This is a genomic window from Brevundimonas sp. (assembly GCF_047617075.1).
Classification (GTDB): Bacteria; Pseudomonadota; Alphaproteobacteria; order Caulobacterales; family Caulobacteraceae; genus Brevundimonas.
The window spans coordinates 1-24,763 of record NZ_JBLGCI010000023.1 but is presented as its reverse complement, the minus strand read 5'-3'; the positions used below and the strand labels follow the sequence as shown (position 1 = coordinate 24,763).

26 protein-coding genes and 2 tRNA genes are annotated in these 24,763 nt (G+C 68.2%); 7 read left to right on the top strand and 21 right to left on the bottom strand.

Features of this window, described 5'->3' with window-relative positions; genetic code table 11:
* The 3 genes from ACI8U3_RS15045 to ACI8U3_RS15035 form a co-directional block, all read right to left on the bottom strand.
* On the bottom strand, positions 1–127 hold a 127-nt coding region (locus ACI8U3_RS15045), incomplete at its 3' end, for a GTP-binding protein (protein WP_231492570.1).
* A gap of 48 nt (positions 128–175) precedes the next feature.
* A tRNA-Gly gene (locus tag ACI8U3_RS15040) sits at positions 176–249 on the bottom strand.
* A gap of 73 nt (positions 250–322) precedes the next feature.
* A tRNA-Tyr gene (locus ACI8U3_RS15035) sits at positions 323–406 on the bottom strand.
* A 150-nt stretch (positions 407–556) separates the two neighbouring features.
* Between ACI8U3_RS15035 and rlmB the strand changes: the two genes are divergently transcribed.
* A complete protein-coding gene (gene rlmB / locus ACI8U3_RS15030; protein ID WP_415015682.1) occupies positions 557–1,423 on the top strand; it encodes a 23S rRNA (guanosine(2251)-2'-O)-methyltransferase RlmB in 867 nt (288 codons plus the stop codon).
* Between the two features lie 45 nt (positions 1,424–1,468).
* Positions 1,469–2,317 (top strand): TerC family protein, encoded by an 849-nt coding sequence (locus ACI8U3_RS15025; protein WP_415015681.1) that lies wholly within the window; start codon positions 1,469–1,471, stop codon positions 2,315–2,317.
* A 3-nt stretch (positions 2,318–2,320) separates the two neighbouring features.
* Here the strand turns inward: ACI8U3_RS15025 and metG are convergent, their stop codons facing one another.
* The 3 genes from metG to ACI8U3_RS15010 form a co-directional block, all read right to left on the bottom strand.
* Complete coding sequence (gene metG, locus ACI8U3_RS15020; RefSeq protein ID WP_415015680.1) at positions 2,321–4,030, bottom strand: methionine--tRNA ligase; 1,710 nt, start codon at positions 4,028–4,030, stop codon at positions 2,321–2,323.
* A 240-nt stretch (positions 4,031–4,270) separates the two neighbouring features.
* Complete coding sequence (locus tag ACI8U3_RS15015) at positions 4,271–5,602, bottom strand: dihydroorotase (protein WP_415015679.1); 1,332 nt, start codon at positions 5,600–5,602, stop codon at positions 4,271–4,273.
* Positions 5,589–6,590 carry a glycosyltransferase family 9 protein gene (locus ACI8U3_RS15010; RefSeq protein ID WP_415015678.1) on the bottom strand — a complete coding sequence of 334 codons (1,002 nt, stop codon included), beginning with the start codon at positions 6,588–6,590 and terminating at the stop codon, positions 5,589–5,591. The genes ACI8U3_RS15015 and ACI8U3_RS15010 overlap by 14 nt, the downstream gene beginning before the upstream one ends.
* Before the next feature lie 73 nt (positions 6,591–6,663).
* On the opposite strand from ACI8U3_RS15010, the gene ACI8U3_RS15005 reads away from it, so the two are divergent.
* The gene (locus ACI8U3_RS15005; RefSeq protein WP_415015677.1) at positions 6,664–7,452 is read left to right on the top strand and encodes a YgfZ/GcvT domain-containing protein; all 789 of its coding nucleotides are present in this window, start codon (positions 6,664–6,666) and stop codon (positions 7,450–7,452) included.
* Here ACI8U3_RS15005 and ACI8U3_RS15000 read toward each other — a convergent pair.
* Positions 7,418–9,103 carry an alpha/beta hydrolase gene (locus ACI8U3_RS15000; RefSeq protein WP_415015676.1) on the bottom strand — a complete coding sequence of 562 codons (1,686 nt, stop codon included), beginning with the start codon at positions 9,101–9,103 and terminating at the stop codon, positions 7,418–7,420. The two genes, ACI8U3_RS15005 and ACI8U3_RS15000, sit on opposite strands and share 35 nt — an antisense overlap.
* 95 nt (positions 9,104–9,198) lie before the next feature.
* Between ACI8U3_RS15000 and ACI8U3_RS14995 the strand changes: the two genes are divergently transcribed.
* Positions 9,199–9,789 (top strand): DNA-3-methyladenine glycosylase I, encoded by a 591-nt coding sequence (locus ACI8U3_RS14995; RefSeq protein WP_415015675.1) that lies wholly within the window; start codon positions 9,199–9,201, stop codon positions 9,787–9,789.
* Positions 9,789–10,397, top strand: a complete 609-nt coding sequence (locus ACI8U3_RS14990; protein ID WP_415015674.1) for a ribonuclease HII — start codon at positions 9,789–9,791, stop codon at positions 10,395–10,397. The genes ACI8U3_RS14995 and ACI8U3_RS14990 overlap by 1 nt, the downstream gene beginning before the upstream one ends.
* Before the next feature lie 191 nt (positions 10,398–10,588).
* Here ACI8U3_RS14990 and ACI8U3_RS14985 read toward each other — a convergent pair whose 3' ends face one another.
* The 6 genes from ACI8U3_RS14985 to ACI8U3_RS14960 form a co-directional block, all read right to left on the bottom strand.
* Complete coding sequence (locus ACI8U3_RS14985; RefSeq protein WP_415015673.1) at positions 10,589–10,825, bottom strand: hypothetical protein; 237 nt, start codon at positions 10,823–10,825, stop codon at positions 10,589–10,591.
* Positions 10,826–10,902: 77 nt separating this feature from the next.
* Positions 10,903–11,940 carry a DNA adenine methylase gene (locus tag ACI8U3_RS14980; protein WP_415015672.1) on the bottom strand — a complete coding sequence of 346 codons (1,038 nt, stop codon included), beginning with the start codon at positions 11,938–11,940 and terminating at the stop codon, positions 10,903–10,905.
* 232 nt (positions 11,941–12,172) lie between these two features.
* Positions 12,173–13,615: a pyruvate kinase gene (pyk, locus tag ACI8U3_RS14975; protein ID WP_415015671.1), complete on the bottom strand. Its 1,443-nt coding sequence runs from the start codon at positions 13,613–13,615 to the stop codon at positions 12,173–12,175.
* 101 nt (positions 13,616–13,716) lie between these two features.
* On the bottom strand, positions 13,717–15,399 hold the full coding sequence (locus ACI8U3_RS14970; protein ID WP_415015670.1) for an alkaline phosphatase family protein: 1,683 nt from the start codon (positions 15,397–15,399) through the stop codon (positions 13,717–13,719).
* Between the two features lie 371 nt (positions 15,400–15,770).
* Positions 15,771–16,121, bottom strand: a complete 351-nt coding sequence (locus ACI8U3_RS14965) for a DUF3147 family protein (protein ID WP_415015669.1) — start codon at positions 16,119–16,121, stop codon at positions 15,771–15,773.
* Positions 16,122–16,125: 4 nt separating this feature from the next.
* On the bottom strand, positions 16,126–16,890 hold the full coding sequence (locus ACI8U3_RS14960; protein WP_415015668.1) for a MauE/DoxX family redox-associated membrane protein: 765 nt from the start codon (positions 16,888–16,890) through the stop codon (positions 16,126–16,128).
* Between the two features lie 68 nt (positions 16,891–16,958).
* Here ACI8U3_RS14960 and ACI8U3_RS14955 point away from each other — a divergent pair, with 68 nt between their 5' ends.
* The gene (locus ACI8U3_RS14955; RefSeq protein ID WP_415015667.1) at positions 16,959–17,375 is read left to right on the top strand and encodes a MerR family transcriptional regulator; all 417 of its coding nucleotides are present in this window, start codon (positions 16,959–16,961) and stop codon (positions 17,373–17,375) included.
* 3 nt (positions 17,376–17,378) lie between these two features.
* On the opposite strand, the gene ACI8U3_RS14950 is transcribed toward ACI8U3_RS14955, so the two are convergent.
* The 6 genes from ACI8U3_RS14950 to ACI8U3_RS14925 all read right to left on the bottom strand — a co-directional run bounded on the left by ACI8U3_RS14950 (position 17,379) and on the right by ACI8U3_RS14925 (position 22,089).
* The gene (locus ACI8U3_RS14950) at positions 17,379–17,837 is read right to left on the bottom strand and encodes a DUF411 domain-containing protein (protein ID WP_415015666.1); all 459 of its coding nucleotides are present in this window, start codon (positions 17,835–17,837) and stop codon (positions 17,379–17,381) included.
* 11 nt (positions 17,838–17,848) lie between these two features.
* The gene (locus ACI8U3_RS14945) at positions 17,849–18,955 is read right to left on the bottom strand and encodes a copper resistance protein B (protein WP_415015665.1); all 1,107 of its coding nucleotides are present in this window, start codon (positions 18,953–18,955) and stop codon (positions 17,849–17,851) included.
* Positions 18,952–20,721 (bottom strand): copper resistance system multicopper oxidase, encoded by a 1,770-nt coding sequence (locus ACI8U3_RS14940; protein ID WP_415015683.1) that lies wholly within the window; start codon positions 20,719–20,721, stop codon positions 18,952–18,954. The genes ACI8U3_RS14945 and ACI8U3_RS14940 overlap by 4 nt, the downstream gene beginning before the upstream one ends.
* A 94-nt stretch (positions 20,722–20,815) precedes the next feature.
* Positions 20,816–21,385 carry an RNA polymerase sigma factor gene (locus tag ACI8U3_RS14935; protein WP_415015664.1) on the bottom strand — a complete coding sequence of 190 codons (570 nt, stop codon included), beginning with the start codon at positions 21,383–21,385 and terminating at the stop codon, positions 20,816–20,818.
* A 3-nt stretch (positions 21,386–21,388) separates the two neighbouring features.
* Positions 21,389–21,826, bottom strand: a complete 438-nt coding sequence (locus ACI8U3_RS14930; protein WP_415015663.1) for a Spy/CpxP family protein refolding chaperone — start codon at positions 21,824–21,826, stop codon at positions 21,389–21,391.
* Positions 21,823–22,089, bottom strand: a complete 267-nt coding sequence (locus ACI8U3_RS14925; RefSeq protein WP_415015662.1) for a hypothetical protein — start codon at positions 22,087–22,089, stop codon at positions 21,823–21,825. The genes ACI8U3_RS14930 and ACI8U3_RS14925 overlap by 4 nt, the downstream gene beginning before the upstream one ends.
* Here ACI8U3_RS14925 and ACI8U3_RS14920 point away from each other — a divergent pair.
* Positions 22,088–22,543, top strand: a complete 456-nt coding sequence (locus tag ACI8U3_RS14920; RefSeq protein WP_415015661.1) for a YybH family protein — start codon at positions 22,088–22,090, stop codon at positions 22,541–22,543. The genes ACI8U3_RS14925 and ACI8U3_RS14920 overlap by 2 nt on opposite strands.
* A 2-nt stretch (positions 22,544–22,545) precedes the next feature.
* Here the strand turns inward: ACI8U3_RS14920 and copD are convergent, their stop codons facing one another.
* Together copD and ACI8U3_RS14910 are read right to left on the bottom strand one after the other, a co-directional pair.
* The gene (copD, locus tag ACI8U3_RS14915; RefSeq protein WP_415015660.1) at positions 22,546–23,457 is read right to left on the bottom strand and encodes a copper homeostasis membrane protein CopD; all 912 of its coding nucleotides are present in this window, start codon (positions 23,455–23,457) and stop codon (positions 22,546–22,548) included.
* A 4-nt stretch (positions 23,458–23,461) separates the two neighbouring features.
* Entirely contained in the window at positions 23,462–23,848 is a 387-nt protein-coding gene (locus ACI8U3_RS14910) for a copper resistance protein CopC (RefSeq protein ID WP_415015659.1), read from the bottom strand.
* Positions 23,849–24,763: the final 915 nt, after the last annotated feature.

Here is a 24,763-nt window from a genome sequence, read left to right as displayed (position 1 = left end):
TGGCGCCGCCGGCCTTCGCCAGCGTCATCGTGATCGCCGCCGTCAGGGTCGTCTTGCCGTGGTCAACGTGGCCGATCGTGCCGATGTTGCAGTGCGGCTTGGTGCGTTCAAACTTTTCCTTGGCCATGGCCAAAACTCCTGTGGCCCTGGTGGGGCGGTGTCAGCGAGAAAAAACTGGAGCGGGTAGACGGGATCGAACCGACATCCTCAGCTTGGAAGGCTGCTGCACTACCATTGTGCTATACCCGCGCATGGAGCACGGGCAGGCCCGTACCCGGTTCCGACCCGAAAGCCGTCCGTCGGTCGATCCTGCAAGGGCGCGTGGTGGGGGAAGTAGGACTCGAACCTACGAAGCTTACGCAGCGGATTTACAGTCCGCCCCCTTTGCCGCTCGGGACATTCCCCCGACGCGCCGCTTTCAGAACCGCCCGGCCTTCGCCCGAACAGGTCGAAAAGACCCATACGAACAAAAGCCCTCGGTGTTCCAGACAGCCTCGTATATGGGAGGCGCCGGACCCGAGGGCCGGGTGGCCCCCAAATCGGAGCGCGTCTTATAGTGTCGTCGAACCGCGAACGCAACGACCGGAAATCCAAGAAAATGCAGGGCTTCAAACCCCGGCCCGAACGGGGCTGGGCGCCGAAAAGCGACTCAGGCCCGCCCAGAGATTCGGCCCCGAGGGCGTCCCGGCAGAAGGTGGAGCCGGACAATCTGATCTGGGGGCGTCATCCGGTGCTGGCCGCGCTGGCCAATCCTGCCCGCCAGGGCAAGGGCCGCCTGCTGGCCACGCCGGAGCGGGCCGAGGAGCTGGCCTCCGGCGGTCTGAACAACGCCCACCAGATCGAGATCATGGACGGCCCGGCTTTGGCGCGCATGGTCCCGCCCGGCGCGGTGCATCAGGGGCTGGTGTTCAAGGTGGCGCCGCTGGAAGGCGTGACCCTGGAGGAGATCGCCGAACCGGCCGAGGGCGTGATCGTCATGCTGGACCAGATCACCGATCCCCAGAACGTGGGCGCGGTGTTCCGCTCGGCTCTGGCGTTCGGTGCGAAGGGCATCGTGGTGCAGGATCGGCATTCGCCGGCGCTGGCCGGGGCGCTGGCCAAGGCGGCGGCAGGCGCAACCGAGCGCCTGCCCTGCGTGCGCGCGACCAATCTGAGCCGGGCGCTGGAGCGTCTGGGCGATCTGGGCTGGCGCGCGGTGGGCATGGACGGGTCGGCGGAGATGACGCTGGATCAGGCGCTGGATGAGCGGCCGACGGTCATCGTCATGGGCTCCGAAGGCGACGGCATCCGCCGGCTGGTAGCCGAGCACTGCGAGGTGCTGGCCAAGATCCCGATGCCGGGCGGGTTCGAGAGCCTGAACGTGTCCAACGCCGCGGCCATTGCTCTTTATGAAGCGGCTCGGGCGCAGAGACGTAAGGGCTGAAAACAGGCGTTGCGCGTCGCCCGGCGGCGGGACTAGAGAGCGCCCATGTTCGAATTCTTCTCCTCCCCCGAATTCGCCAGCCAGATGGTCGCCCTGGGCCAGGTGCTGATGATCGATCTGGTGCTGGCCGGCGACAACGCCGTGGCGGTGGGTCTGGCCGCCGCCGCCCTGCCCGCCGAACAGCGCAAGAAGGCCATCCTGATCGGTCTGGCGGCCGCGGTGGTGCTGCGCATCGGCTTCGCCCTGATCACCATCCAGCTGCTGGCCATCGTCGGCCTGCTGATGGCGGGCGGGTTCCTGCTGCTGTGGGTGTGCTGGAAGATGTGGCGCGAGCTGCGGGAGCAGGCGACGCACGATCAGGCGGAGGCGCAGGCCGAGCTGGAGCTGGCCGCCAGCATCGAACATGGCCATGGGCCGAGCCCGGAGGAACTGGGCCTGAAGCGCAAGACCTTCGGCGCGGCGCTGCTGCAGATCATGATCGCCGACGTGGCCATGAGCCTGGACAATGTGCTGGCCGTGGCCGGCGCCAGCCATGACCACCCGTGGATCATGGTGTTCGGCCTGATCCTGTCCATCGCCCTTATGGGCGTGGCGGCGACCTTCATCGCCAAGCTGCTGAACAAGCACCGCTGGATCGCCTATGTGGGTCTGGTGATCGTGCTGTACGTCGCGCTGCACATGATCTGGGACGGCTATCGCTCGACCATCGTGCGGCTGGGCCACACCGAGGCGCACAACGAATTCATGATCGGCTCGTGGCTGGACATCGGGCCGGAGGAACAGGCCAAGCACCTGCGCCATGCGGGCGAGGACAATGGCCATACCGCAGAGGCCCTGCCCGGCGGGGCGGAGCGGCGCGTGGCGCCCGAGCCCGATCCCGTGCCTGCGGAATAGGGCCTAGCCCTCCCCGCCCCCGAAACGCTCGGCCCATTCGGCGACCTGGGCGTCCTCGATCTTTTTGAACAGCACCTCGGGCGCGGAGACCGGCGCACCGCGCGGAAGGACGTCCAGCAGGGCGGCTTCGGGCTCGGGCCAGGTCAGGTCGGTCTGGCCCACCGTGGCGCCGATGCGTTCGGCGGTGAACGGCAGGACCGGCGCCGAGATGCGGGCGAACAGGGCTACCAGATTCAGACCGGTGCGCACGCCCACGGCCGCGCGGTCGCGGTCTGTCTTGAAGGCGGTCCAGGGGGCGGCTTCCTGAAGATACTCATTGCCCAGCACCCACAGGGCGCGCAGGGCCTGACCGGCCTTGCGGAACTCCATGGCCTCGAACTCGGCGGTCAGTGTGGCCAGCGCCGCCGTGACATCCGCTTCGAGTTTGGCCTCGATCGGGCCGGGCTCGCCGCCGTCCGGCACGACGCCGTCGAACTTGCTCTCGGCGAACTTGACGATGCGGTTGACGAAATTGCCCAGTACGTCGGCCAGATCCTTGTTCACCGCGCCCTGGAACTGCTCCCAGGTGAAGGCGGTGTCAGAATGCTCGGGGCCGTAGGCGGTCAGATGCCAGCGCCAGTAATCGGCGGGCAGCAGCTCCAGCGCCTGATCCATGAACACGCCCCGGCCCTGTGAGGTCGAGAATTTGCCGCCGTACCAGTTCAGCCAGTTGAAAGCCTTCAGCTGGTCCACCGTCTTCCACGGCTCGCCGGAGCCCAGGATGGTGGCGGGGAAGCTGACCGTGTGGAACGCCACATTGTCCTTGCCCATGAACTGGACGTAGCGCACGTCCTCCGCCCCCTCATCCAGACGCCACCATGAGCGCCAGTCGCCGCCGGACTTGTCGGCCCACTCCTCAGTGGCGGCGATGTATTCGATGGGGGCGTCGAACCAGACGTAGAAGACCTTGCCCTCCAGCCCCGGGCGCGGTCCGCCGTCAGGCCCCACCACCGGCACGCCCCACTTCAGGTCGCGAGTGATGCCCCGGTCGATCAGGCCTTCGTCCAGATGCTTGTAGGCGATGGCGCGGGCCAGCGGCTGCCAGCTGGGCGACCGTTCATCAACCCAGCCGCGCACCGCATCGGCCACCTTGGTCTGCAGCAGATACAGGTGGCGGGTGTCGCGCACCTCCAGATTACGGCTGCCCGAGACAGCCGAATAGGGGTCCTTCAGATCGGTGGGGTCCAGCAGGCGGCCGCAGTTGTCGCACTGGTCGCCGCGGGCCTTTTCATAGGCGCAGTGGGGGCAGGTCCCCTCCACATAGCGGTCGGGCAGGAAGCGGCCGTCGTCGATGGAGTAGATCATGCGATCCACCCGCTCCTCAATCAGGCCGTTGTCCTCCAGCACCCTGGCGAAATGCTGGGTCAGGCGGTGGTTCGGGGCGTTGGAGGAGCGGCCGAACACGTCGTAGCTGAGGCCGAAGGCTTCGCCCGCGGCCTTCTGGACCTGATGCTGTTCGTCGCAATAGGTCTTCACGTCCTGACCCGCGGCGGCGGCGGCCAGCTCGGCCGGGGTGCCGTGCTCGTCGGTGGCGCAAACGTAGAGCACCTCATGGCCCTGGGCGCGCTTGAACCGCGACCACACGTCGGCGGGCAGCATGGAGCCCGCCAGGTTGCCCAGATGCTTGACGCCGTTGATGTAGGGCAGAGCCGAGGTGACGAGAATGCGGGCCATGGTGTCCGTACGCGGTTCGGGGAAGCGGTGGGATATAGCGGTCGCCGGGGGTGCGGCAAAGGGATGAGCCGTTTCTCCTCCCCATTTCATGGGGAGGTGGCGCGGGCGCGCCTCAGCGCCCGTGACGGAGGGGGCGGCGCAGGCGGCCAGGGATTGGCGTTTCGAACGGCAGGCGCCGAGTCGCACCCTCCACCACGCCCTGCGGGCGCGGTCCCCCTCCCCATGAATGGGGAGGAGAGTTCAGACCGACAGCGTTTCCTGGAAGCGCACCGGGCGGCCGTGGGCGGCGCCGATCAGCTCGCCATCCTTCATGACCACGCGGCCGCGCACAATGGTGGACATGGGCCAGCCGGTCGCCTCGAAGCCGTCGAACGGAGTCCAGGCGGAGCGGGTGGCCATGTCGGCGTGGGTGATGGTGCGTTTGGCCTTCAGGTCCACCAGCGTCAGATCTGCGTCATAGCCGACGGCCAGACGGCCCTTGCCGGCGATGTTGAAGATGCGCTGGGCGCCCGCCGAGGTCAGGTCGATGAAGCGCTCGAGGCTCATCTTGCCGTCAGCCACATGGGTCAGCATGACCGGGACAAGGGTCTGGACGCCGGGCATGCCCGAGGGCGAGGCGGGATAAGGCCGGGCCTTTTCCTCCAGCGTGTGGGGGGCGTGGTCCGAGCCCAGCACGTCCACGATCCCCTGATCGATGCCGCGCCACAGGCCCGCCACGTGCTTGGCGGAGCGGATGGGCGGGTTCATTTGGGCCAGCCCCTTAAGGCGTTCGTAAGCCTCGGGGGCTTCCAGCGTCAGGTGCTGGGGCGTCACCTCGACGGTGGCCACGTCCTTGTGCTGGGCCAGGTATTCGATCTCCTGCGCCGTGGTGACGTGCAGCACGTGGATGCGGCGGCCGACCTCGCGGGCGAGGCCCACCAGGCGGCGGGTGGACAGGATGGCGCTCTCGGCGTCGCGCACCTCGGGGTGGCTGGTCCAGTCGCCGGCGCGGGCCAGACCGCGGCGCTCCTCCAGCCGGTACTCGTCCTCGGAATGGAAGGTGGCGCGGCGGGCCACGTTCCGCAGCACCTTGCGGACCCCGTCGTCGTCGGCGATCAGCAGGTCGCCGGTGGAGGCGCCCATGAACACCTTGACCCCGCAGCAGCCGGGCAGGCGCTCCAGTTCGCCCAGATAGTCGGCGTTCTCGTGGGTGCCGCCGATGTAGAAGGCGTGGTCGGTCCACATGCGGTCTCGGGCGCGGTGCAGCTTGTCTTCCAGCGTGGCCGGATCGGTGGTGTTGGGGTTGGTGTTCGGCATCTCGAACACGGCGACCACCCCGCCCAGGGCGGCGGCGCGTGAGCCGGTCTCCAGATCTTCCTTCCACTCAAGGCCCGGTTCGCGGAAGTGGACCTGGGTGTCGATGACGCCGGGCAGGACCGTGAGGCCCGCCGCGTCCACGATCTCGCCCGCGTCCGCCTGGGACAGGTCGCCGATGGCGGCGATCTTGCCGTCTTTCACGCCCACGTCGGCGCGGCCGCGTCCGGCGTGGTTGGCCACCTCGCCACCGCGAACGATCAGGTCATAGGTGCTCATCGGCTGTCTCCGCTTTCGGCGTTTCGGTCTGCCGCTGCGCCAGCAGGTCGCGCGCTGCTTGAAGCACGGGTTCCACCGGCAGGTCCATCATGTGCTGGATGTGCTGGTTCAGGCTCGGGTCGATGGCGCGGAAATCCTCCAGCGCGCGGGGCCCCCGCACGGAGCGGCCCTGCCATGGCCCCACACGGGTTTCGTCCGACGGGCCGAACACGGCCACCGAGGGCACGCCCGCCGCCACGGCCAGCTGGGTCCAGAGGGAATCGGCGCCGAGATAGAGATCGGCCCGCGACAGGGCGGCGGCGGTCTGCAGCGGCGTCAGGCGCCCTTGCGCCTCTATCACCCGGTGGCGGTGAACGGCGAAGCGGATGGTGTGGGCGGCGTCGCGGTCGGCCTGATCGCCCACGATCAGCAGCCGCCCGCCCGCCAGAGGGCCGCCGTCGCCCAGCAGGGCGGCCGCCACCTTGGCGAAGCGTTCGGCGGGCCAGCGCTTGCCGATCCAGTCGACGCCCGGCCCGACAGCGAGGATGGGGCCGTCCACCGGACCGATCAGGGAGTCGGCGGCGGCGCGGGTCTCATCGCCGAAGAACAGGTGCGGCGACGGCGTCTCGTCCAGTTGCAGCACGCGGGCGGCCTCGAACACCGCATGGACCGGGTCCTCGGTGGACTCAGGCGCGGCGCGGACGGCGCGCTTCTGGCGGCGCAGGCGGCCGGAGATCTGGCTGCCGCGCTGGTCCACGATGAGGCCCCATTCCGTCCCGCGCAGCTTGTTCCACAGGCCGATCCAGTCCAGCCGCCCTTCCCGCTCCAGCACGATCAGGCGCTCCAGCCCCGGCAAGTCGGCGAACAGGGGCGCGGAGGCGCGCGAGCCCACCACGGTGAACACGGCATTGGGCACACTGGCGACCAGATACGCGAGCACGCCGGAGGACAGGATCGCGGTCTCCGCGTCCGCCTCGGCGATATACAGAATCGGGAAGGGTTTACTCATTGCGGGGATCATAACGCGCGGGAAGACCGGTTTCGCCCTCCCCCGCCGCCACATTCGGCCTATATCCACCGTCATGAGCCTTCAGATCGCGCAACTGACGGACCGCGCCGTGGTCCGCGTCACCGGGCCGGACGCCCGGCCGTTCCTGCACAACCTGCTGACCCAGGACGTGGAGACGCTGACGCCCGGCGCGTTGAGATACGGCGCCCTGCTGTCACCGCCGGGACGGATGCTGATGGACCTGTTCCTGCTGGGGCTGGAGGACGGGGTTTTGCTGGACGTCCCGGCCGACCGGCGCGAGGCGCTGATGCAGCGGCTGAGCCTCTACAAGCTGCGGGCCAAGGTGGAGATCGCGGCGTCGGATGAGCAGGTGTTCGCGGCGTGGGGCGGCGAGGCGGAAGGCTTCACCCCCGATCCGCGCCTGCCGGGCCTCGGCGGACGGGCCTACGGCGGCGAAGTCGCGCCGACCGCAAGCGAGGATGAATACGCAGCCCATCGCCTGGCGCTGGGCGTCCCCGATCCGGCGCAGGATGCGCCGGACGACAAGACCTATCCCATCGAGGCTGATCTGGACCTGTTGAATGGGATCGACTTCCGCAAGGGCTGCTTCGTGGGTCAGGAGACCACCTCGCGCATGAAGCGGCGCGGGACCATCAAGAGCCGCATGCTGCCGATCACCTTCGACGGCGCGCCGCCACCGTTCGGGGCCGAGGTGCTGAACGGGGAACTACGGGCGGGCCAGGTGCTGTCGGGCCGCGACGGCATGGCCATGGCCCTGATGCGGCTGGACCGGATGGACGGCGCCCTGACCGTGGACGGCCGCCCGGTTACGGCGCGCCCACAGGACTGGCTGCCTGCATGAACAGGGTGCGCAGCAGGTCGCGCTTGCGGCCCAGCTCCTGACGGGCCGCGACCCCGACGCTGATCATGTCCGTCTCCAGCTTTGACAGGGCGGCCTCCACAGAGCCGTTGGCGCGGACCAGCTGGGTCACCTCGCCGAAGTCCTGTTCCGGGCATTCACCGCCGAAAGCCCAGTAGCGGCGGCCGTCGTCCTCGGCCGTTTCCAGCACGCAGCGTTGATCCGGGGCCAAAGACAGCCACATGACCGCGCGGAAATCGGCCAGGGCGCTGCCGGCGAAGTCGTCATGGCCCAGCAGCCCGGCCGAGGCGGCGGTAGTGTCCACAGTCTGGAGGCCGTCGTTGACCACCACCTCGCGGGCGTCGCCGATGCGGCGCATGCCGTTGATGCGGGCCGAGATCTGAAGGGCGCGGTCCCGCTGGGACGCATAGAGGGTGAAGCGCTCGCCCGTGTTCATGATGCGGGGCCAGGTTTCCTGAAACTCGTCCACGGCCACATCGGGCGCGGCCATGACGATCTCGTCGAACCGGACGCTGTCGGCGCGGCCGGCGATGCGGTCCAGCGCCCGCACCAGGAAGCGGTTGCCCATGGAGTGGGCCACCAGATGCACCCGCTGCGCGCCCGTGCGGCCCGCCACGTCCGTCAGGAAGTCGGCCACGTCCTGAATCATCACCTCGTCCGCCGCCGTGTCAGTGTCGGCGGCATAGCCGAGCAGCGAGGCGCGGGACGGCCAGGAATAGAGGATCGGGGCGCCGTCCAGATTCATGTCCACCGCCAGCTGGGCCGTGCGGATGGCCGCGCCCTCGAAGCTGGTGTTGTAGCCGTGGATGAAGACGAAGACCTCGCGCCGCTCGGTGGCGTCGACCACGGTCGAGATGGTCTGGAAGAAGGCGTCGCGCCCGGCATAGGGGGTGACGCTGTTCAGGACCATGTGCCGGTTGGGATCGGGGCGGAACTCCAGCGTCCAGATGGAGGGGCGCGGAATGGCGCCGGGCGCCCGGTCGCGGGGCACGCTGACCTCGGCCACGCCGAAGCTGAGCCGATCGGCCTGTCCTCCGAACATCTCGGCGGCGGCGGTAGAGCCGGTGTGGGCGCGGTGAGTGGCCCAATAGACATTCACCAGATCGAAGTTCGGCTCGCTGCGCAGGCGCTCGCCCTCTTCGCTCAGGGCCTCCAGCCCGGCCTCGGCTCGGGCGGCGTTCACTTCCTCCAGATAGGGCGACAGCGTCGGGTGAGCGCGGCCCAGATGGTTGCGCCGGATGCGGTAGGCGTTCTCGAACCAGGTCGCGCGCACGGCGGGATCGTCGGTCAGCCGGGCCACGGCGATCATGGGATCGGCCATGCTGAGGTGGCCACGGCCCCGGATGCGGCTGATGGCGACGAGGGCGGCCTGATAGGCCTCCAGCGCCTCGTCCTCCAGACCGGCGTCGGCGTAAGCCTGGGCCAGGGCCAGATGGAACTCGATCAGGGATTCGGGATCGGTGGCCTGAAGCTGGTCCAGCAGGGTCTGATCGGCGGCCACATATTGAAGGGCGGCCAGATCGCTCGTCGCCACCGCCTCGGCCGCGTCGGCCAGGGTATAGGTCTGGGCCCGGGCGTCCTGCGCTCCGATCATCAGCGCCAGAGACGCCGCAATAACCAACCCCAGCCGCATGACCCGCTCCCCTTGTTTCGGAAGGGACACATTGAACGCGGTTCTGCGGCGGCGTCCACTTTTCAGATGTGACGGCGGGGGCCTACCCTGCCCCCATGGTCGAATCGGACACGTCAGGTCGGTGCGGGTGGTGCGGCAGCGATCCGCTGTACGTGGCCTATCACGACGAGGAATGGGGCGTGCCCGAGTATGATGCGCGCGCCCTGTGGGAGAAGCTGGTGCTGGACGGGTTCCAGGCCGGGCTGGCGTGGATCACCATCCTGAGAAAGCGCGAGACGATGCGCGCGGCCTTTGACGGGTTCGATCCTGAAAAGGTGGCCCGCTATGGCGACGAGGACCGGGCGCGGCTGCTGGCCGATCCGGGGATCATCCGCTCACGAGCCAAGATCGACGCGGCCATCGGCGGGGCGCGCATCTGGCTGGAGATGCGAGACGGGGGCGAGGACTTCTCCGCCTGGCTGTGGAGCTTCGTCGACGGCGCGCCGGTGCAGGGCGACTGGACCGATTTCCGTCAGGCCCCGACCCAAACGCCGCAATCGGTCGCCATGGCCAAGGCGCTGAAGGCGCGGGGGTTCAAGTTCTGCGGGCCGGTGATCACCTACGCCTTCATGCAGGCGGTGGGGATGGTGAACGATCACCAGACCGTGTGCTTTCGTCACGAGGCCGTAAGGGCTATGGCCCGCTGATGTCGCTCGCTCCCGACATGACGCTGGAGGCCCTGTGCGCCGCGCCCGTGTGCGGCGTGGACGAGGCCGGGCGCGGGCCGTGGGCCGGGCCGGTGTCGGCGGCGGCGGTGATCCTGAACTCGGACGACCTGCCGGAAGGGCTGAATGATTCCAAGGTTTTGAGCGCGAAGGCTCGCGCATCACTTGAAATCGAGATCAAGGCGCGGGCGGTGGCCTGGGGCGTCGGCTTCGCCTCGGCGCGCGAGATCGAGGACGTGAACATCCTCAAGGCCACCGGGCTGGCCATGTGCCGCGCCATCGAGCAGCTGTCGGTGACGCCGGTGGTGGCGCTGGTGGACGGCAACCACCCCTTCGCTCTGCCCTGTCCGGTGAAGACGGTGGTGGGCGGCGACGGCCTGTCCCTGTCCATCGCGGCGGCCTCGATCCTGGCCAAGACAGCGCGGGACCGGGTGATGGTGGAGATGGACGGGCTGTATCCGCAATACGGCTTCGCCAGCCACAAGGGCTATAACGCGCCGGTGCATCAGCAAGCCCTGCGCGAGCACGGCCCCTGCCCCGAACATCGCCGCACCTGGGCGCCGATCCGGGCGTTGCTGGAAGACGCCTGACCCCATTCTCCTCCCCATTTCATGGGGAGGTGGCGCGGGGGCGATTCAGCGCCCGTGACGGAGGGGGCGGCGCAGGCGGCAAGGGATTGGCGATTCATGGGGCGAACACCGAGTCGCCCCCTCCACCACCCCGGCTGAGTCGCCGGGGCGGTCCCCCTCCCCATGAATGGGGAGGAGAGGTGCGTCGGCGTTCAGAGCTGCAGGGCGTTGCCGAATAGGGCGCCGAGGAGGGCGAAGAAAAGCGCACCGCCGATGGCGATGGCGTTGGGCGAGATAGGGTCGCCCCATTTCCAGTCAACCATTGATTTGTCGGGCGCGGCGGTCTCGACCGGTGCATCGGCCCAGTCGTTAGCCACGCCGAAGCGGGGCTGTCGCGGCTCCGGCGGGCGCCAGGCGGCCAAAGTGTCGAAGGCGTCCGCGTGGCTCACGCGGGCGACAGGCGAACGGGGCGACAAAGGCTGATCCATGGGATGCCTAACGAAGACAGCGCCATGACGTTCCCGGCTCATGCGGCGGCCGCCAGGGTCACGGGCTGTTCGGTGGCGACGAACAGGTATTCGACATTCCGCAGACGCCCGACGGCGCCCACCTTCTCGCCCTTGGGATTATGGATGCCGATGCGCGCGCCCACATAGCGGGGGCGAGCGATCTCGATGACCTGCACGTGGCCCCGGCCCGACAACATAGCCACCAGATCGTCGCGGGACAGATAGCCCTCGTCATTAAACGAGACGATCAGATTGGGCGCGTCCAGCCGCTCGATGACCGTGCGCATGGCCTCGCGGATGCCGGGGCGGCTGTTGAAGGGGCTCTTGCGGGTCTTCACGTCCACGCGCTTGTTGGCGATGCCGTAGGTCTCGGGCTTGTCCCACAGGACCAGGCTTTCCCAGACGTGGTAGTTGGCCAGGTAGGAGTGCTGGTTGTACGGCGGATCCAGATAGACCAGATCGGCCTGGACCTGCCCGGCCATCTCCAGCGCGTCGGCGCGGGTGGCGCGGCAGGGGCCGGACACGGCGGGCTGGAGCGCCGGCAGACGCAGCGCGATGTCCTTCAGCGCGCGCGGCGCCCATTGCTTCATGTAGGCCATCTGCAGGCCGGCGGTGGAGTCCACCCGGTCGGCGGCCTCCATCAGCGAGACCAGGGCGATGGCTTTCAGCTCGGGCTCCAGCCCCATGGTCTCGATGCGCTCGCGCATGGCGTCGATACGGGCGCCGTTCATGGGGTGGAAGAACCGGGCGTCCTCGCAGCAGGCCTTGGTGAACCAGCCGGGTTCGCCCTTGAGCGCCGACAGTTCGGCGATGACCTTTTCGGCGCGGTCGGCCCAGCGCTCGCGGTCGGCCTGGACGTAGCAGGTAGCCAGCACATGGGCGTAGGCGTTCAGATCGTTGGCGTGGACGGTGAAGCCATCGCCCTTCAGCGCATGACCCACCCGCGCGGAGCCGCTGAACAGGTCGCAGACGGTTCCCCCGTTCGGCAGCAGCCCCCGCACCGTCCGCGCGATGTCCGCCAGCAGGGCGCGCTTTGAGCCGATGTACTTGATCATGCCGCCTCACCCGAAAGAGGGCGGCAGTGTGGGCCTCGTTCGCTCAAAACAAAACCCTCTCCCGCTGGGAGAGGGCCGGCTCCACGCGGCGGGATGCGGAGCAGACCGCCTCTTGCGTGGAGGGTGAGGGTCGGCGTGCAGGGCGCAACGGCCCAACCCTCATCCCCCGCGCAAGAACGAAGCCGCTGCGCGCCTTCGTGCGCGGGTCCCCCCTTCTCCCATCGGGAGAAGGTTATTTGGCTTGCTTCCGCTTCGCCTTCGCCGGGGCATGCGCCAGCCTCAGCAGGTTCGCCGCGCCCGGCGCTCCGAAGGGGGTGCCGGCGAGGATCAGGACGCGCTGGCCGGGCTCGGCGAGGCCGTAATCCATGGCGGCCTGCACCGCGTCTTCGGTGACCTGCTCCAGCGAATCCGGCTGGCGGCCCAGACGGGGCTCCAGCCCCCAGACCAAAGCCAGGCGACGGGCTGTGTCGGGATTGGGGGTCAGGGCCAGGATCGGCTGCAGCGGCCGTTCGCGCGCCATGCGGCGGGCGGTGCCCCCCAGGGTGGTGAACACCACCATGCAGGCGGTGGACGAGGCCTCGGCCGCCTTGCGCGCCGCAGCCACCAGGGCGTCCACGTCGTGCTCGTCCATGCCGGCGTGCTCGGCGTCCATCAGGCCCGGCCACAGGGGATCGTTCTCCACCCGCTCCATGATGCGGTTCATCATGGCCACGGATTCCAGCGGATAGTCGCCGGACGCCGTCTCGGCCGACAGCATAAGGGCGTCGGCGCCTTCATAGACCGCATTGGCCACGTCCGAGGCCTCGGCGCGAGTGGGCGCGGGGGCGCTGGTCATGGACTCCAGCATTTGGGTGGCGACGATGGCGGGCACGCCGCGCTGGCGGGCCATGCGCAGGATCTGCTTCTGGGCCACCGGCACGTCCTCGGGGTCCAGCTCGACCCCCAGATCGCCACGCGCCACCATGACGCCGTCGGAATAGTCCAGGATGGCGGCCAGCTCGGTCAGGGCGGCGGGCTTTTCGATCTTGGCCAGACAGGCGGCCTTGCCGTTCACCAGCCGCTTCAGTTCGGCCATGTCCTCGGCCTTCTGCACGAACGACAGCGCCACCCAGTCCACGCCCATGCGCAGGGCGAAGGCCAGGTCCTCGCGGTCCTTGGGCGTCAGGGCGGAGACGGGAATGACGGCCTGGGGCACGGCCACGCCCTTGCGGTCCGACAGCTTCGATCCGCTGAGGACCTCCACGTCGGCCCATTTGTCGTCGCGCTTGACCACTTTCAGACGCACGCGGCCGTCGTCCAGCAACAGCAGGTGATCCTCGAGCAGGGCCTTGAAGATTTCCGGGTGCGGCATGCACACGCGGGTCTCGTCGCCGGGGGTCTCGTCCAGATCAAAACGCAGGCGCTGGCCCGGCGCGATGTCAATCTCCACATCCTTGAACCGACCCAGACGCAGCTTCGGCCCCTGCAGGTCCGCCAGCACGCCCAGCGGCCGCTGCAGGGCCATCTCGGCGCCGCGTACGGCCTTGAGGGCGGCGGCGTGGTCCTCGTGAGAGCCGTGGCTGAAGTTCAGGCGGAACACATCCACCCCCGCCTGGGCCAGGGCCTTGACGGTTCCGGGCGCCCGACTGGCGGGACCGAGGGTGGCGACGATGCGCGCGCGCCGGGCTCTGTTCATGCGGGTTCCACGGGTGAAAGGGTTTGCGCTCCCCTTGTGCCGCTGAATGCCGCCATGTGAAAGGCGGGGCCCCTCACGCGAAACATGAAGTTATGGGCGCGTCAGTCGGCGGACGGACAGGCCGGCGCCGCGCTCCATCCCAGTTCCAGGCAGCGGCCTTCCACCGCCTCATCCGCCGTGAGGCCAATGACGGCCGCCAGGGTCGGGGCGATGTCGATGGTCTCGACCGGCAGCACCCTCTCCTGCCCCTCGCCCCCCGGCGTCCAGAAAAGGATCGGCACGCGGCGGTCGTAGTCCCAGGGCGTGCCGTGGCCCGACACATAGGCGCCCGGGCGCCCCTGCCCCGGCATGACGCCGGGATCCAGCGCCACCAGCACGTCAGGCGAGCGACCCGCCACGGCGTTCAGACGCTGGCGCTGGCGCAGGCTGAGCTCCTGCGGGCTGAGGTTCTGAGGCGGCATGGGGTCGGCCAGTATGTCGTCCAGCGTTTGGGCGCCGGCCACCAGCGGCTGCTCAGCGAACCACGCGGCTGCGGCGTTTGCGATCTCGGCGCGCATGGGATCGGCCATGCCGCGCCCCTCGGCGTCCACCACATAGAAGCCGCCGTTGAAGGCCAGCGGGTCGTGATCCAGACCGAACTGCGCACGCATGGCCGCATTGCCGCCCGTGATCAGGTCGTAGCCGCCCCATTGCGCCTCGGTGAAGCCCTGCGCGGCCCAGCGCTCCGGGAAGTCGCCGCCGCCGTGGTCGGCGGTCAGGGCCACGATTACGCCGCCCGGCAGTTGCTCAAGCCGCTCGAGGAACTGACCCAGCGCCATGTCCAGACGCAGCATCTGCTCGCACATCTCCGGCCCCTGGCTGCCGAAGGTGTGGCCGATGCGGTCGGTGGCCGACAGGCTGACGCCTAGAATGTCGGTGACGCCGCGCTGGCCCAGCTGCTGTGTGTCGATCAGCATGGTCGCGCCGTCCAGGGTGATCTCGTCCATGATCGGCGAGACGTCCAGGGCGAAGCGTGCCGGCGGCAGGGCGGCGCGGAACGGCTGGCCGCTGATGATCCAGTCCGCCTCAAGCGCGCGGCACTGATCCGAAGTGTAGTCCCAGGTCATCTCGCCGGCGCTCATGCTCTGGCGCAGATCGGCGTTGAAGTCGGCCACGGGGGCCAGGCGCTGGTCGGCCGTCTCGCCGGGACGCACAAAGGTGGTGAAGCCGAAGTCCTCGGTCAGCCAGAAGGCGCCGTCGCCTTGATGGCCCGCCAGGGTGATGGCGCCCCGGTCCTTGCCGGAGACGGCGAACACGCGGCTGTCGGGGCTGACGGCCTTCAACCAGTCGCCGAGGGTGGAGGCGGCGAGGCGTTCGTCGCTGACCGGACCGTTGTCGGTGGGCTCGCCGCCCTCGGGCACATGGGCCAGGGTCGCGGTATCGGAGGCCAGGCAATAGGTCTCCTCGCCCGCCGCGCGGTCGAACCAGTCGTTGGCGGGAATGCCCGCCGTGGCCGGGTGCACGCCGGTCAAAATGGTGGCGTGGCCGGGGCAGGTCTCGGTGGCTGCATGGGCGTGATAGCCGTTGGGATAGACGCGCCCCTGATCGATCAGGGTGCGCAGGCCGCCGGTGAAGCGGGCGCGGTGCTCATTGAACAGATTGGCGCTGAACTGATCCACCACGATCATGACCACCAGGGCGGGCGGCTCGGCGCGGGTCGCGGGCTCTGCCGACTGAGCCGCGACAGTGGACGCGGCGGCAAGGGCGGTCAGCGCCGCGACGGCGGCGCTCAGGCGTTTCACCATGGGGTGTGGCTCTCTCTATCGGTTCGCGGCCCTTCTAGCGGCCCCGCCCGACAGTTCAATGACATGGTGCGAGCGGCGGGGGTCGAACCCGCATGACCAGAGGCCGAGGGATTTTAAGTCACACAGCCCAAGGCCACGATTTTGATAATTATAAGTATTTTATCTCGCACGAGTGGAGTGTGCAAGGCTTTGTGTAAGTTCGAAAGCGTCAGCGCAGGTGGTCATGCTACGGCGTAGGCCGGTGCATGAACCCACCTCGCACTCTCCGTCATCGGCGATCAGAGCGGCATTGCGTGGCCGCTTTGCGCCAGGAGCGGTTGTTGGGAAACGTCCTGGGACCGGACTTTGGCGACCGCTGCTGAACCGCTAATTCAAAGCCGCACACCCAAGCGTGAAAATACCTGGATCATCATGGCGTCGAGTAGCAAGGTAACGGCGCAGCCGAAGGCAAGCGCAGGCCAGAACGCCACGCCGCGCCTGAGCAGGGCCGGAACGATCAGGAACATCGGCAGGCTGGGCAGGACGAACCAGAAGGTCGCCTGGGCATGATCGGCCAGGCGAGCCTCATCGCCTGTGTCCCGCCACAGCCAGATCATGCCGAGAATGGAGACGAGCGGCAGTGAAATGATGAGCGCGCCCCAGCCCGGATAGCGTCGGGCTACCTCGCTCCCCAAGGCTATCATGACACCGGACACCGCCGCCTTGATGATCAGATAGAGCATCGCCTCACATCCCCATGGCTGCGCCCCCCGAACCATACTCCATGACCAGCATCCAGGCGGCCATTGCGATCATCATCAGGTTCTCGGTGAGCGACAGGAATCCCAGCGGCACATTGCTGTCGCCGCCGACGCAGGCGCACTTCAATTCGCGCTTGTCGAGATAGACAGCCTTGAACACGGACACCGCGCCGATGCCGCCGATCAGCAGCGCGACGGGCGCCGACAGCCAGGTCAGCACGCCGGCCACCATCAAAGCCCCCGCTCCGAACTCGGCGAACGGATAGATCTTGCCGTAGGGAACCCAACGTTTGGCCAGCAGATCGTAGTTCAGGAACATGGTCGAAAAACCTTCCACGTTCTGCAGTTTCAGCATGCCCAGGACCATCATCGACAGGGCGATGAACCATTCAGCGGCCGGAAGAGTCAGCGGCGTTCCATGCACCGTCAGACTGAGCATCGCCGCCATTACGGCTGTGGTCAGAAACACCACAACGACCGGGGTATAGGTGGTCGCGCCCGGGTCGCGGACCTTCAGACCCAGAAAGCGCCGAAGATCGTCGTAACCGCCGATGCGCTTGCCGTCGATAAAGGTCTGGGGCGTCGTCTTGACGTCGTGCTCAGCCTTGAAGGCGTCGGTTTCCTCGCCGGTTTTCAGCCATCGGTCGTCGACCTGATAGCCTCGGCTTTTCAGCAGATGCCGCGCCTTGAGCCCCCAGGGGCAGACGTGGCCGGGCATGACCATCCGATAAAGCGTCGCCGTCTTCTTCATTTCAGCCTCCATGGCTTTTCAATCCGAGGCGGCCACACTAACCTCTGTACTCTGGTACGGAGTCAACCATGAAGGTTCGAACGATCGCGGTTCTGGCGCGCGAAGGCGGCGTCGGCGTAGAGACTGTGCGCTTCTACCAGAGACGCGGCCTGATGCCGACGCCGGAGCGGGTGTCTGGCGATCGTGCAGGCGGCGGGGTTCGCCGCTATGGGGACGAGGATGTTCGCCGCCTGCGCTTCATCCGCTCGGCTCAGACGGCGGGCTTCACCCTGGACCAGATCGGTGAACTGCTGGCGCTGGACGCCAGCGAGGATCGCGCCAGGGCGCGTGAGCTCGCGACGGAACGGCTGGGGGCTCTGGACCGGACCATCGCGGATCTGGAGCAGGCGCGCGCCGCCCTTCGACGACTAGCGAGCGCATGCTCGGAAACCACGACGGGGCCTTGCCCCATCATCGCCGCCTTCCAGGGCGTGTCGCCGCGCTGACGCCTAGGCTCCGTTGTGACGGCCAAAAACGGTGGCGTGGCCCTGCGCGTCGACGAGCAGGGTGACATAAGGCTCGCGGCCCGCCGCCTCCATCCCGGGAGAGCCGGCGGGCATGCCTGGCGCGCTCAAGGCGACAGCAGCGGGCCGTTCACGCAGCAATCGGGCGACGTCGGAAGCCGGCACATGGCCCTCGACAGCATAATCCCCGACCACGGCTGTGTGGCATCCGGCCAGACGATCCGGCACCCCGTGGCGGGCCCGGACTGGCGCCAGATCCTCGAGCTCGATCACTTCCACCGTCCAGCCGGCGGCACGCATGTGCGCCACCCAGCCGTCACAGCAGCCGCACCATGGGGTCTTGTAGGCCGTCATCCGCCGGTCCTGCGCCATGGCCGGCAGGGCCGCGGCGCAGACGACGCTGGCGCCCAGAACCGCCCGGCGGTTGATCAGAACAGTGGCCATGGTCGTCCTCCTCAGAACCAGGCCTTGATCCCGACCACCAGCCGCGTGTGTTCGGTCTCGCCGCCCAGGGCGCGGGTCAGGTCAGCGGTGTCGCCCAGATCGCGGCTCCATTCCACCCCGACGTAGGGGGCGAACTCCCTGGCGATCTCGTAGCGCAGTCGCACCCCCGCCTCCACGTGAGTCAGGCCCGAACCCAGGTCCAGCTCGGGAATGTCGGAGGCCGAGGCCTCGACCTCGAATCGGGGCTGCAGGATCAGGCGCTGGGTGATGCGCTGGTCGTATTCGGCCTCGACGCGTGCGGTCAGATCGCCCTCGGTCGACAGGAAGGCGGCGGCGTCGACTTCCCACCAGAAGGGGGCCAGGCCCTGAACACCGAGCACCAGATGAGTGGGGTTTTCACCGCCATCGCGGAAATCCTGGCGGACCCCGGCCTGGACGTCCCAGAAGGGGGCTACGGCGCGACTGTACAGGGCCTGGACCTCACCCTCGATCTCCCCGTCGAAATCACCTTCGCCCTCGGACTTCCACCAGAAGCGGTTGATGTCGCCGCCGGACCAGCCGCCCGCATCCCAGAGCCAGCTTTCCTCTCCATCACCGAATCCGGCCTCAAGCCGATCGATGACAACGGCGGTCGTGCGCATGTCGCCGTTCTCCCGCAGCAGGATTCCCCGCGCCTGCCGCATCACCGCATCGCCCCAGACGGTGTCGGCCGCGTGAGCGGGGCCGGACAGCGCGGCGGGAGGAAGCGGCGCCTCCGGCGGCCTGCCGGGACTATCAGCGCTCGTCGTCACATCGGGCGGTCCCATGGCATGCCCGGCGTGAGGATCAGCAGGCTGTCCCATGTCATGGCCGGCGTGGGGATCGGCCGGTGGGGCCATGTCGTGCCCAGCGTGCGGATCGGCAGGCGGTCCCATGTCATGACCGGCGTGAGGGTCGGCCGACGGGGCCATGTCGTGATCGGCGTGAGGATCCGCAGGCGGCTCGGCGCTCATGTCGTGACCCGCATGGGTATCCTCCGCCGGCGGCGGGGGCGGGGCGTGATGGTGATCGTGTTCCTGGGCGGCGGCCATGCCCGCGACGGCCATGAGCGGTGCAAGGCAGATCAGCAGGCGGCTCATGCGGCGTCTCCATCGAGGGGGCGCACGGTCACCACATTGAACATGCCGGCGTGCATGTGCATCAGCATGTGGCAGTGGAACGCCCAGTCGCCCGGCGCGTCCGCCGTCAGATCGAAGGTGACCGTGGAGCCCGGGGCGACATTGACCGTGTGCTTCAGCGGCTGATGGCCTATGGGGCCACCCGTCACCAGCTCGAAAAAGTGGCCGTGCAGATGGATCGGATGGGCCATCATGGTGTCATTGACCAGGGTGACCCGAACCCGCTCGTCACGCTCGAAACGGATCGGCTCGACGATCTCCGAGAATTTCCGCCCATCAAAGCCCCACATGAACCGCTCCATGTTGCCGGTCAGGTGAATCTCCATGGTCCGCGAGGGCGGCCGTTGATCCTTATTCGGGGCCAGTGAGGCGAGATCTGTGTAGACAAGCACCCGGTGCGGGACGTCCTCCAACCCCATGGGACGCTCGCCAAGACGATTGGCGGGCGCGGGCGAAATCATGTCGACCCCGACCCCGACGGCCATGTCGGGCGGGGCGTTCTCGGGATTTCGCATGTCATGGTCCATGCCGCCGTGATCCACCGGCGCGGCTGCGGCGCCATGGCCCATGGCGGCGTGATCCATCCCCTCGTGACCCATGGCCCCGTGATCCATGCCGCCCATCCCCATGTCGCGCATGGTCAGGGTGGGAACCTCGCGCAGCGGCGGAACCTCGGCCGTCATGCCAAGCCGGGGCGCCAGGGTCGCGCGGCCCATGCCCGATCGATCCACCGACTCGGCCACGACCGTGTAGGCCCGATCATCCGTCGGACGGACGATCACGTCATAGGTCTCGGCCACCGAGATCTGGAACTCGTCGATCTCGACGGGCCGCACGTTCTCGCCGTCGGCGTTGACCACCGTCATGGCCAGACCCGGTATGCGCACATTGAAGATCGACATGGCCGAGGCGTTGATGATCCGGAGCCTCACCCGCTCGCCGGGACGGAACAGGCCCGTCCAGTTCTCCTCGGGCCCATGGCCGTTGATCAGATAGGTGTAGGTCGTGCCGTTGACGTCGGCGATGTCGCGCGGGTCCATGCGCATGGCCCCCCACATGCGCCGCTCCTCCAGGTCCATGCCGTCTTCGCCGGAGATGAGGCCCGACAGCGTCGTGCGCGACTGGTTGAAGTAACCGGGGCTCTTCTTCAGCTTGTCCAGGATGGCGTGCGGATGCAGGAAGCTCCAGTCCGACAGCACCAGCACATGTTCGCGGTCATAGCCCACCGGATCGGCGCCGGCCGGGTCGATGATCAGGGGACCGTAGTGGCCCATGGCCTCCTGGAGGTTGGAGTGTGAATGGTACCAGAAGGTGCCGGACTGGATGACCGGGAACTCGTAGACGAAGGTCTCCTGCGGCCGGATGCCCGGAAAGCTGATCCCCGGCACCCCGTCCATGTGAAACGGCAGCAGCACCCCGTGCCAGTGGATCGAGGTATCCTCGTCCAAGGTGTTGGTCACCGACAGGCGCACGTTCTGTCCCTCGCGCAGCCTGATGAGCGGCGCCGGAAGCGTGCCGTTGACGGTGATGGCGTGACCGGTCCGCCCGCCGACGGTGAAGGGCGAATGACCCACGCTCAGCGCCACATCCGGGCCGTCCAGGGTCGGCAGGTCGGCCCGCAGGCCCGGTGATCCGCTCTGCGCCCAGGCGGGCAGCAGTCCCTGCGCCGCGAACAGGCCGGCGCCGCCCAGGGCGCCGCCCAGCAGCCGTCGTCGATCCACCGCCATCAGCGTCATGTCGTTTGCGTCCTTGATCGTGCCCGGGTGATACCGGGCCTTACGCGGGCGCGGTCGGCGTCCCTCGCGACAGACCGCCGCAGGGTCAGTCGAGGCCCCCATCACTCTTTAGCAGTCCCGCCAGAGTTCTGCGCGCTCGCGCGATCCGCAACTCGACCGCCTTGGGCGTCAGGCCGAGGATGTCGGCGATCTCGTCGTGAGGCCGGTGTTCGAGAGCCGCCAGCAACAACGGCGCCTTTTGCGTGTCGGGAAGGCGGTCCAGCGCGATCTGGACCCGGCGCAGCATTATGCGGTCGTGAGTCTGGTCGTCGGGACCGGCGGCCGGGTCGCCGATCGTCATGGCGGCTGGCTCGTCCAGGCCCATGACGCCGCGCACCATGCGCCGCACCCGGCGCCGCCGGCTCCAGTCCCGACATTTGTTCAGGGCGATGACTCGTAGCCACGCCCCGAACGGCCGGTCCGGATCATAGCGGCCGATCGCCAGCCAGGCCGCCACATAGGTCTCCTGAACCAGATCCATCGCCTCCTCGGCATCGCCCACATAGCGAGCGACCAACCGGTGCAGTTCATCCTGTGTCGCCGTCATGAGACGCGAAAAGGCCCTGCGGTCCCGGCGCGCCGCCAGCGTCTGGTCCGACGGCGTGACCGGGGCCACCGGTCAGCCGGCGTCGGACTGAAGCGTGTCCACCACGGCGCGGTCAAAGACCTCGGCCTGCTCCGGAGTCAGCACCGCCCGCATCTCGAATACATGGGCGATGGTCGCTTTCTGAAGCTCTCCCATGGCGCTGTGGAAATGATCAACCGCCGCCTGAACCTGCGGCGTGTCGCCCTGGCTCTGGGCGATGGCGTCTGAAAGCTCCCGATTGGCGGTGCGGACCTCGGCCTGCAGTCTGGCTCGTTCGACGGCGAAACGCGTCTCGATCTCGTCCAATCGGCGGTCCTGTGCGGGCGTCAGGTCCATCTGATCGTGAACCACCTGATGAAGGCTCGGCGCGCTCGCCTCGCGCCCGTTCAAGGTCAATACGCCCCAGGCGCAGGCAGCGCCGACAAGGGCGGCCAGGATCGCCGTGACCAGGGTTGAACGCCAATCGCTCATCCAAGGGTCGCCCCGACGAACAGGGCGGAGGCCGAAGGGCTGAAGACCGCCAGCTCCGACCGCATGGAAGACCGCTCCGGGGCGGCTAGCCCGCCCAGCCCGCCCACTAACGCCGCGACCGCTAGGGCCGCCATCCTGACGCGAGCCGAGCGAACCCGGGCGTCGCGCGCTTCGACCTCGCGCCACACCCGCTGCTCCAGCGCATCGAATGCCGGCCTCGCCGCAGCAGGCGTCCGGGAAATCAGACTGTCGAGATCCATCATGATTGTATCCGTCCATGCTCCCAGACATCATACGCAGGATGACCGTCGCCCCCTCGCGAGGGAGGTGCCACTCCACGGCGTAGGCCATGATAGCCGTCATCAGTCCACATTTCACGCCGCGCTTGACGCCGGCGACAGGGACGCCGCCCTGGCGCTGTTGACCCCCGACGTGATCGTTTTGGAGGAGGGCGGCGCGGAACGCTCACGCGAGGAATACGCCGGGCATCACCTGCCGGCGGATATAGCCTTTGCCGGGGCGACGCGGAGCGAAGTCGCGCGCCGGGCCGCTGCGGTCGAAGGCGATGTGGCGTGGATCATGACTGAAGGGCGCACAACCGGCCGGTTCGACGACCGCGCGGTTGATCGGCTGACCGCCGAGACCATGGTGCTGACGCGGGGCGCCGACGGGTGGCGCATCCGCCATATCCACTGGTCGTCCCGGGCCCCGAACTGACCTCACATGGCGATGGGCGGCATCTGCACGCCCAGGGCCGCCACCAGGCCGAGCAGGACAACGCCAGCCCCCAGCTCCCACAGGACGCTGGACCGGAGCCGGCTCAAGGCAGCCCCTGCGTAGTCCCCGGCGGAGACGGCCCGGGTCAGGGCGGGCGTGAGCACGAACCGGTTCCGTGCGGCCATGGCCAGCATGGCGAGAAAGACCGCCACCTTGGCTGTGAGAAGGAGGCAATAGGCGCTCGTCCCAAGGGCGGCCAGATTCGGCGGGCCGATGAGAAAGACGGCGTTAATGATCCCCGTGACCGTGAGGATCACGACCGCGCCCGTGCCTATTGACGCGAAACCGCCCAGCGCCCTGGCAAGGGCTCGCGGGTCGGCGCCGCTCGAACGCGCCAACAGCAGGCCGAAGGCGACCAGGGCGCCGAGCCAAAGGGCCGCGGCCCAGGCGTGAACGATGTCCGCCGCCAGATGCAGGACGCCCGCCCCGCCCCCGGTTGAGGCGCCGTGCCCGCTCCAGGCGAAACTGGCCACGGACCCTATCAACAGGGCCACGGCGATCCACCGCGCAACGACGCCGCCGCGACCAGCGATGAGCACAAGCGCCGCCGCAAGCGCTAGAACGGCTCTCGCGATGTGAGCCCGGCCGAGCTCCGTGGACTGGGCCACATAGGCGACGGCGGTCGGGTCGATCGCCGCTGAGGCCGCGCCCGCCATCATGGCTGTCTGCAACAGGAGCCCCGCACCGGCGGCCAGCGCCAGGACCCCGGTCGAGACCAGCACGACGCGCCCGGTGAAGCCGGCGCCGTCCCGCAGGGCGGGCGGGGCGTACAGGGTGAACAGCGGTAGGCCCAGCGCCGCCGTGGCCGACAGGAACTGAACCCAGCGCAGGACGACGACGCCGCCTTCGATCATCTGTTCAGCGGGCCGTGAACGTGTAGGAGCCAGTCATACGGTGCCCGTCGGAAGCCGCAATCGCCCAGGTCACGCGGTATACGCCGGCCGACAGCGGCGTCTCGAGGCGGCCGGACAGGATCTTGCCGTCGGATGAAACGCTGCTGCGAAGCGGCACGGCCCGCCCCTGGGCGTCTTCGAGTTCGATGCTGGAGAACGGCGCCGCGAACCGCTCGCTGAAGGTCAGGCTGACCGAACGGACGTCAGACGCGGTTTGCCCGTCTCCCGGCGTCGCGCTGACAAGGCGGGCGTGGGCCCAGACCGGTTGAGGCGAAACAACAACGGCAGCCGCAACGGCGAGGGCGACGGGAACACGAAACATGATGGAAAGACCCTTCAGAGAGCGCAGCACGCATCATCGCCTTACGCGCGGGAAATGTCCGCCCCTCTTGATCTCGCGAGGTTTCCTCCACCGCCGAAGGTGTTACCTGGATCTGCCGCCATCCATAAAGCGGACATACCCAACTCCCCTACGGGCCGTCGCGGTCCAACTGACGGCCGGAGCGCTTCAAACGCCCTCGCTGAATTCCAAGAGCTGCCCCTGGAACCTGATCCGTCCGGTCACCCTGACCGGCTATTCGACCGAAAGCCTAACCGGTCCGGAACTGCGCGAGGCGATCGGAGCGCTGACGATAATGATGAAGGCCGGAGCCGTCCGGGCGCCGACTTATGAAATCTATCCGTTGAAGCGGGCCGCCGTGGCCCACCGTTGCCTTGAGGCCGGCGGGCACCACCTCAGCCCAAAGGGCCGGCAAGTCATTGAAAAGAAATGGCGCGCCAAGACGGATGAAACCGAGAACTATTGCGCGCGCGTGGCGCTGGCGAGGTGCGCTTGACCTATCGGACGAGCGGGCGCGTCGGCTCGACGGGAACCTTGACCTAGAACTTTGTGGACGCGTTGAACGAGCGCGCCACGACCGGCCCCAGTCAAAAGAGGTCGTGGCGGTCTCGAGCCTGAGCACCGGGCGAAGGACCTCCATCATCAACGCCCGCGCCGCCGCCCACACTGCGTGCTAACGCGCCAGCCTGCTCCGTCGAACGACCATCTCGTGCGCCTGGCCGGTGTTCGGGCGCCTGCGCAAGAGGGCCTTCATTCTTCACGAGCGACGCCAAGCTTGAGAGACCTTAGTTAGTGAGGCGACACGCCGACGCTGACGTCATCTTTCCGGGCGCTTCCGGCGCACAGCAAGGCAAACACCGTGATGCCGAGATAGGCGCACAGAGGCACGAAGAACGCCGGGTTGAGCACGCCCCCCGCTCCATCGGC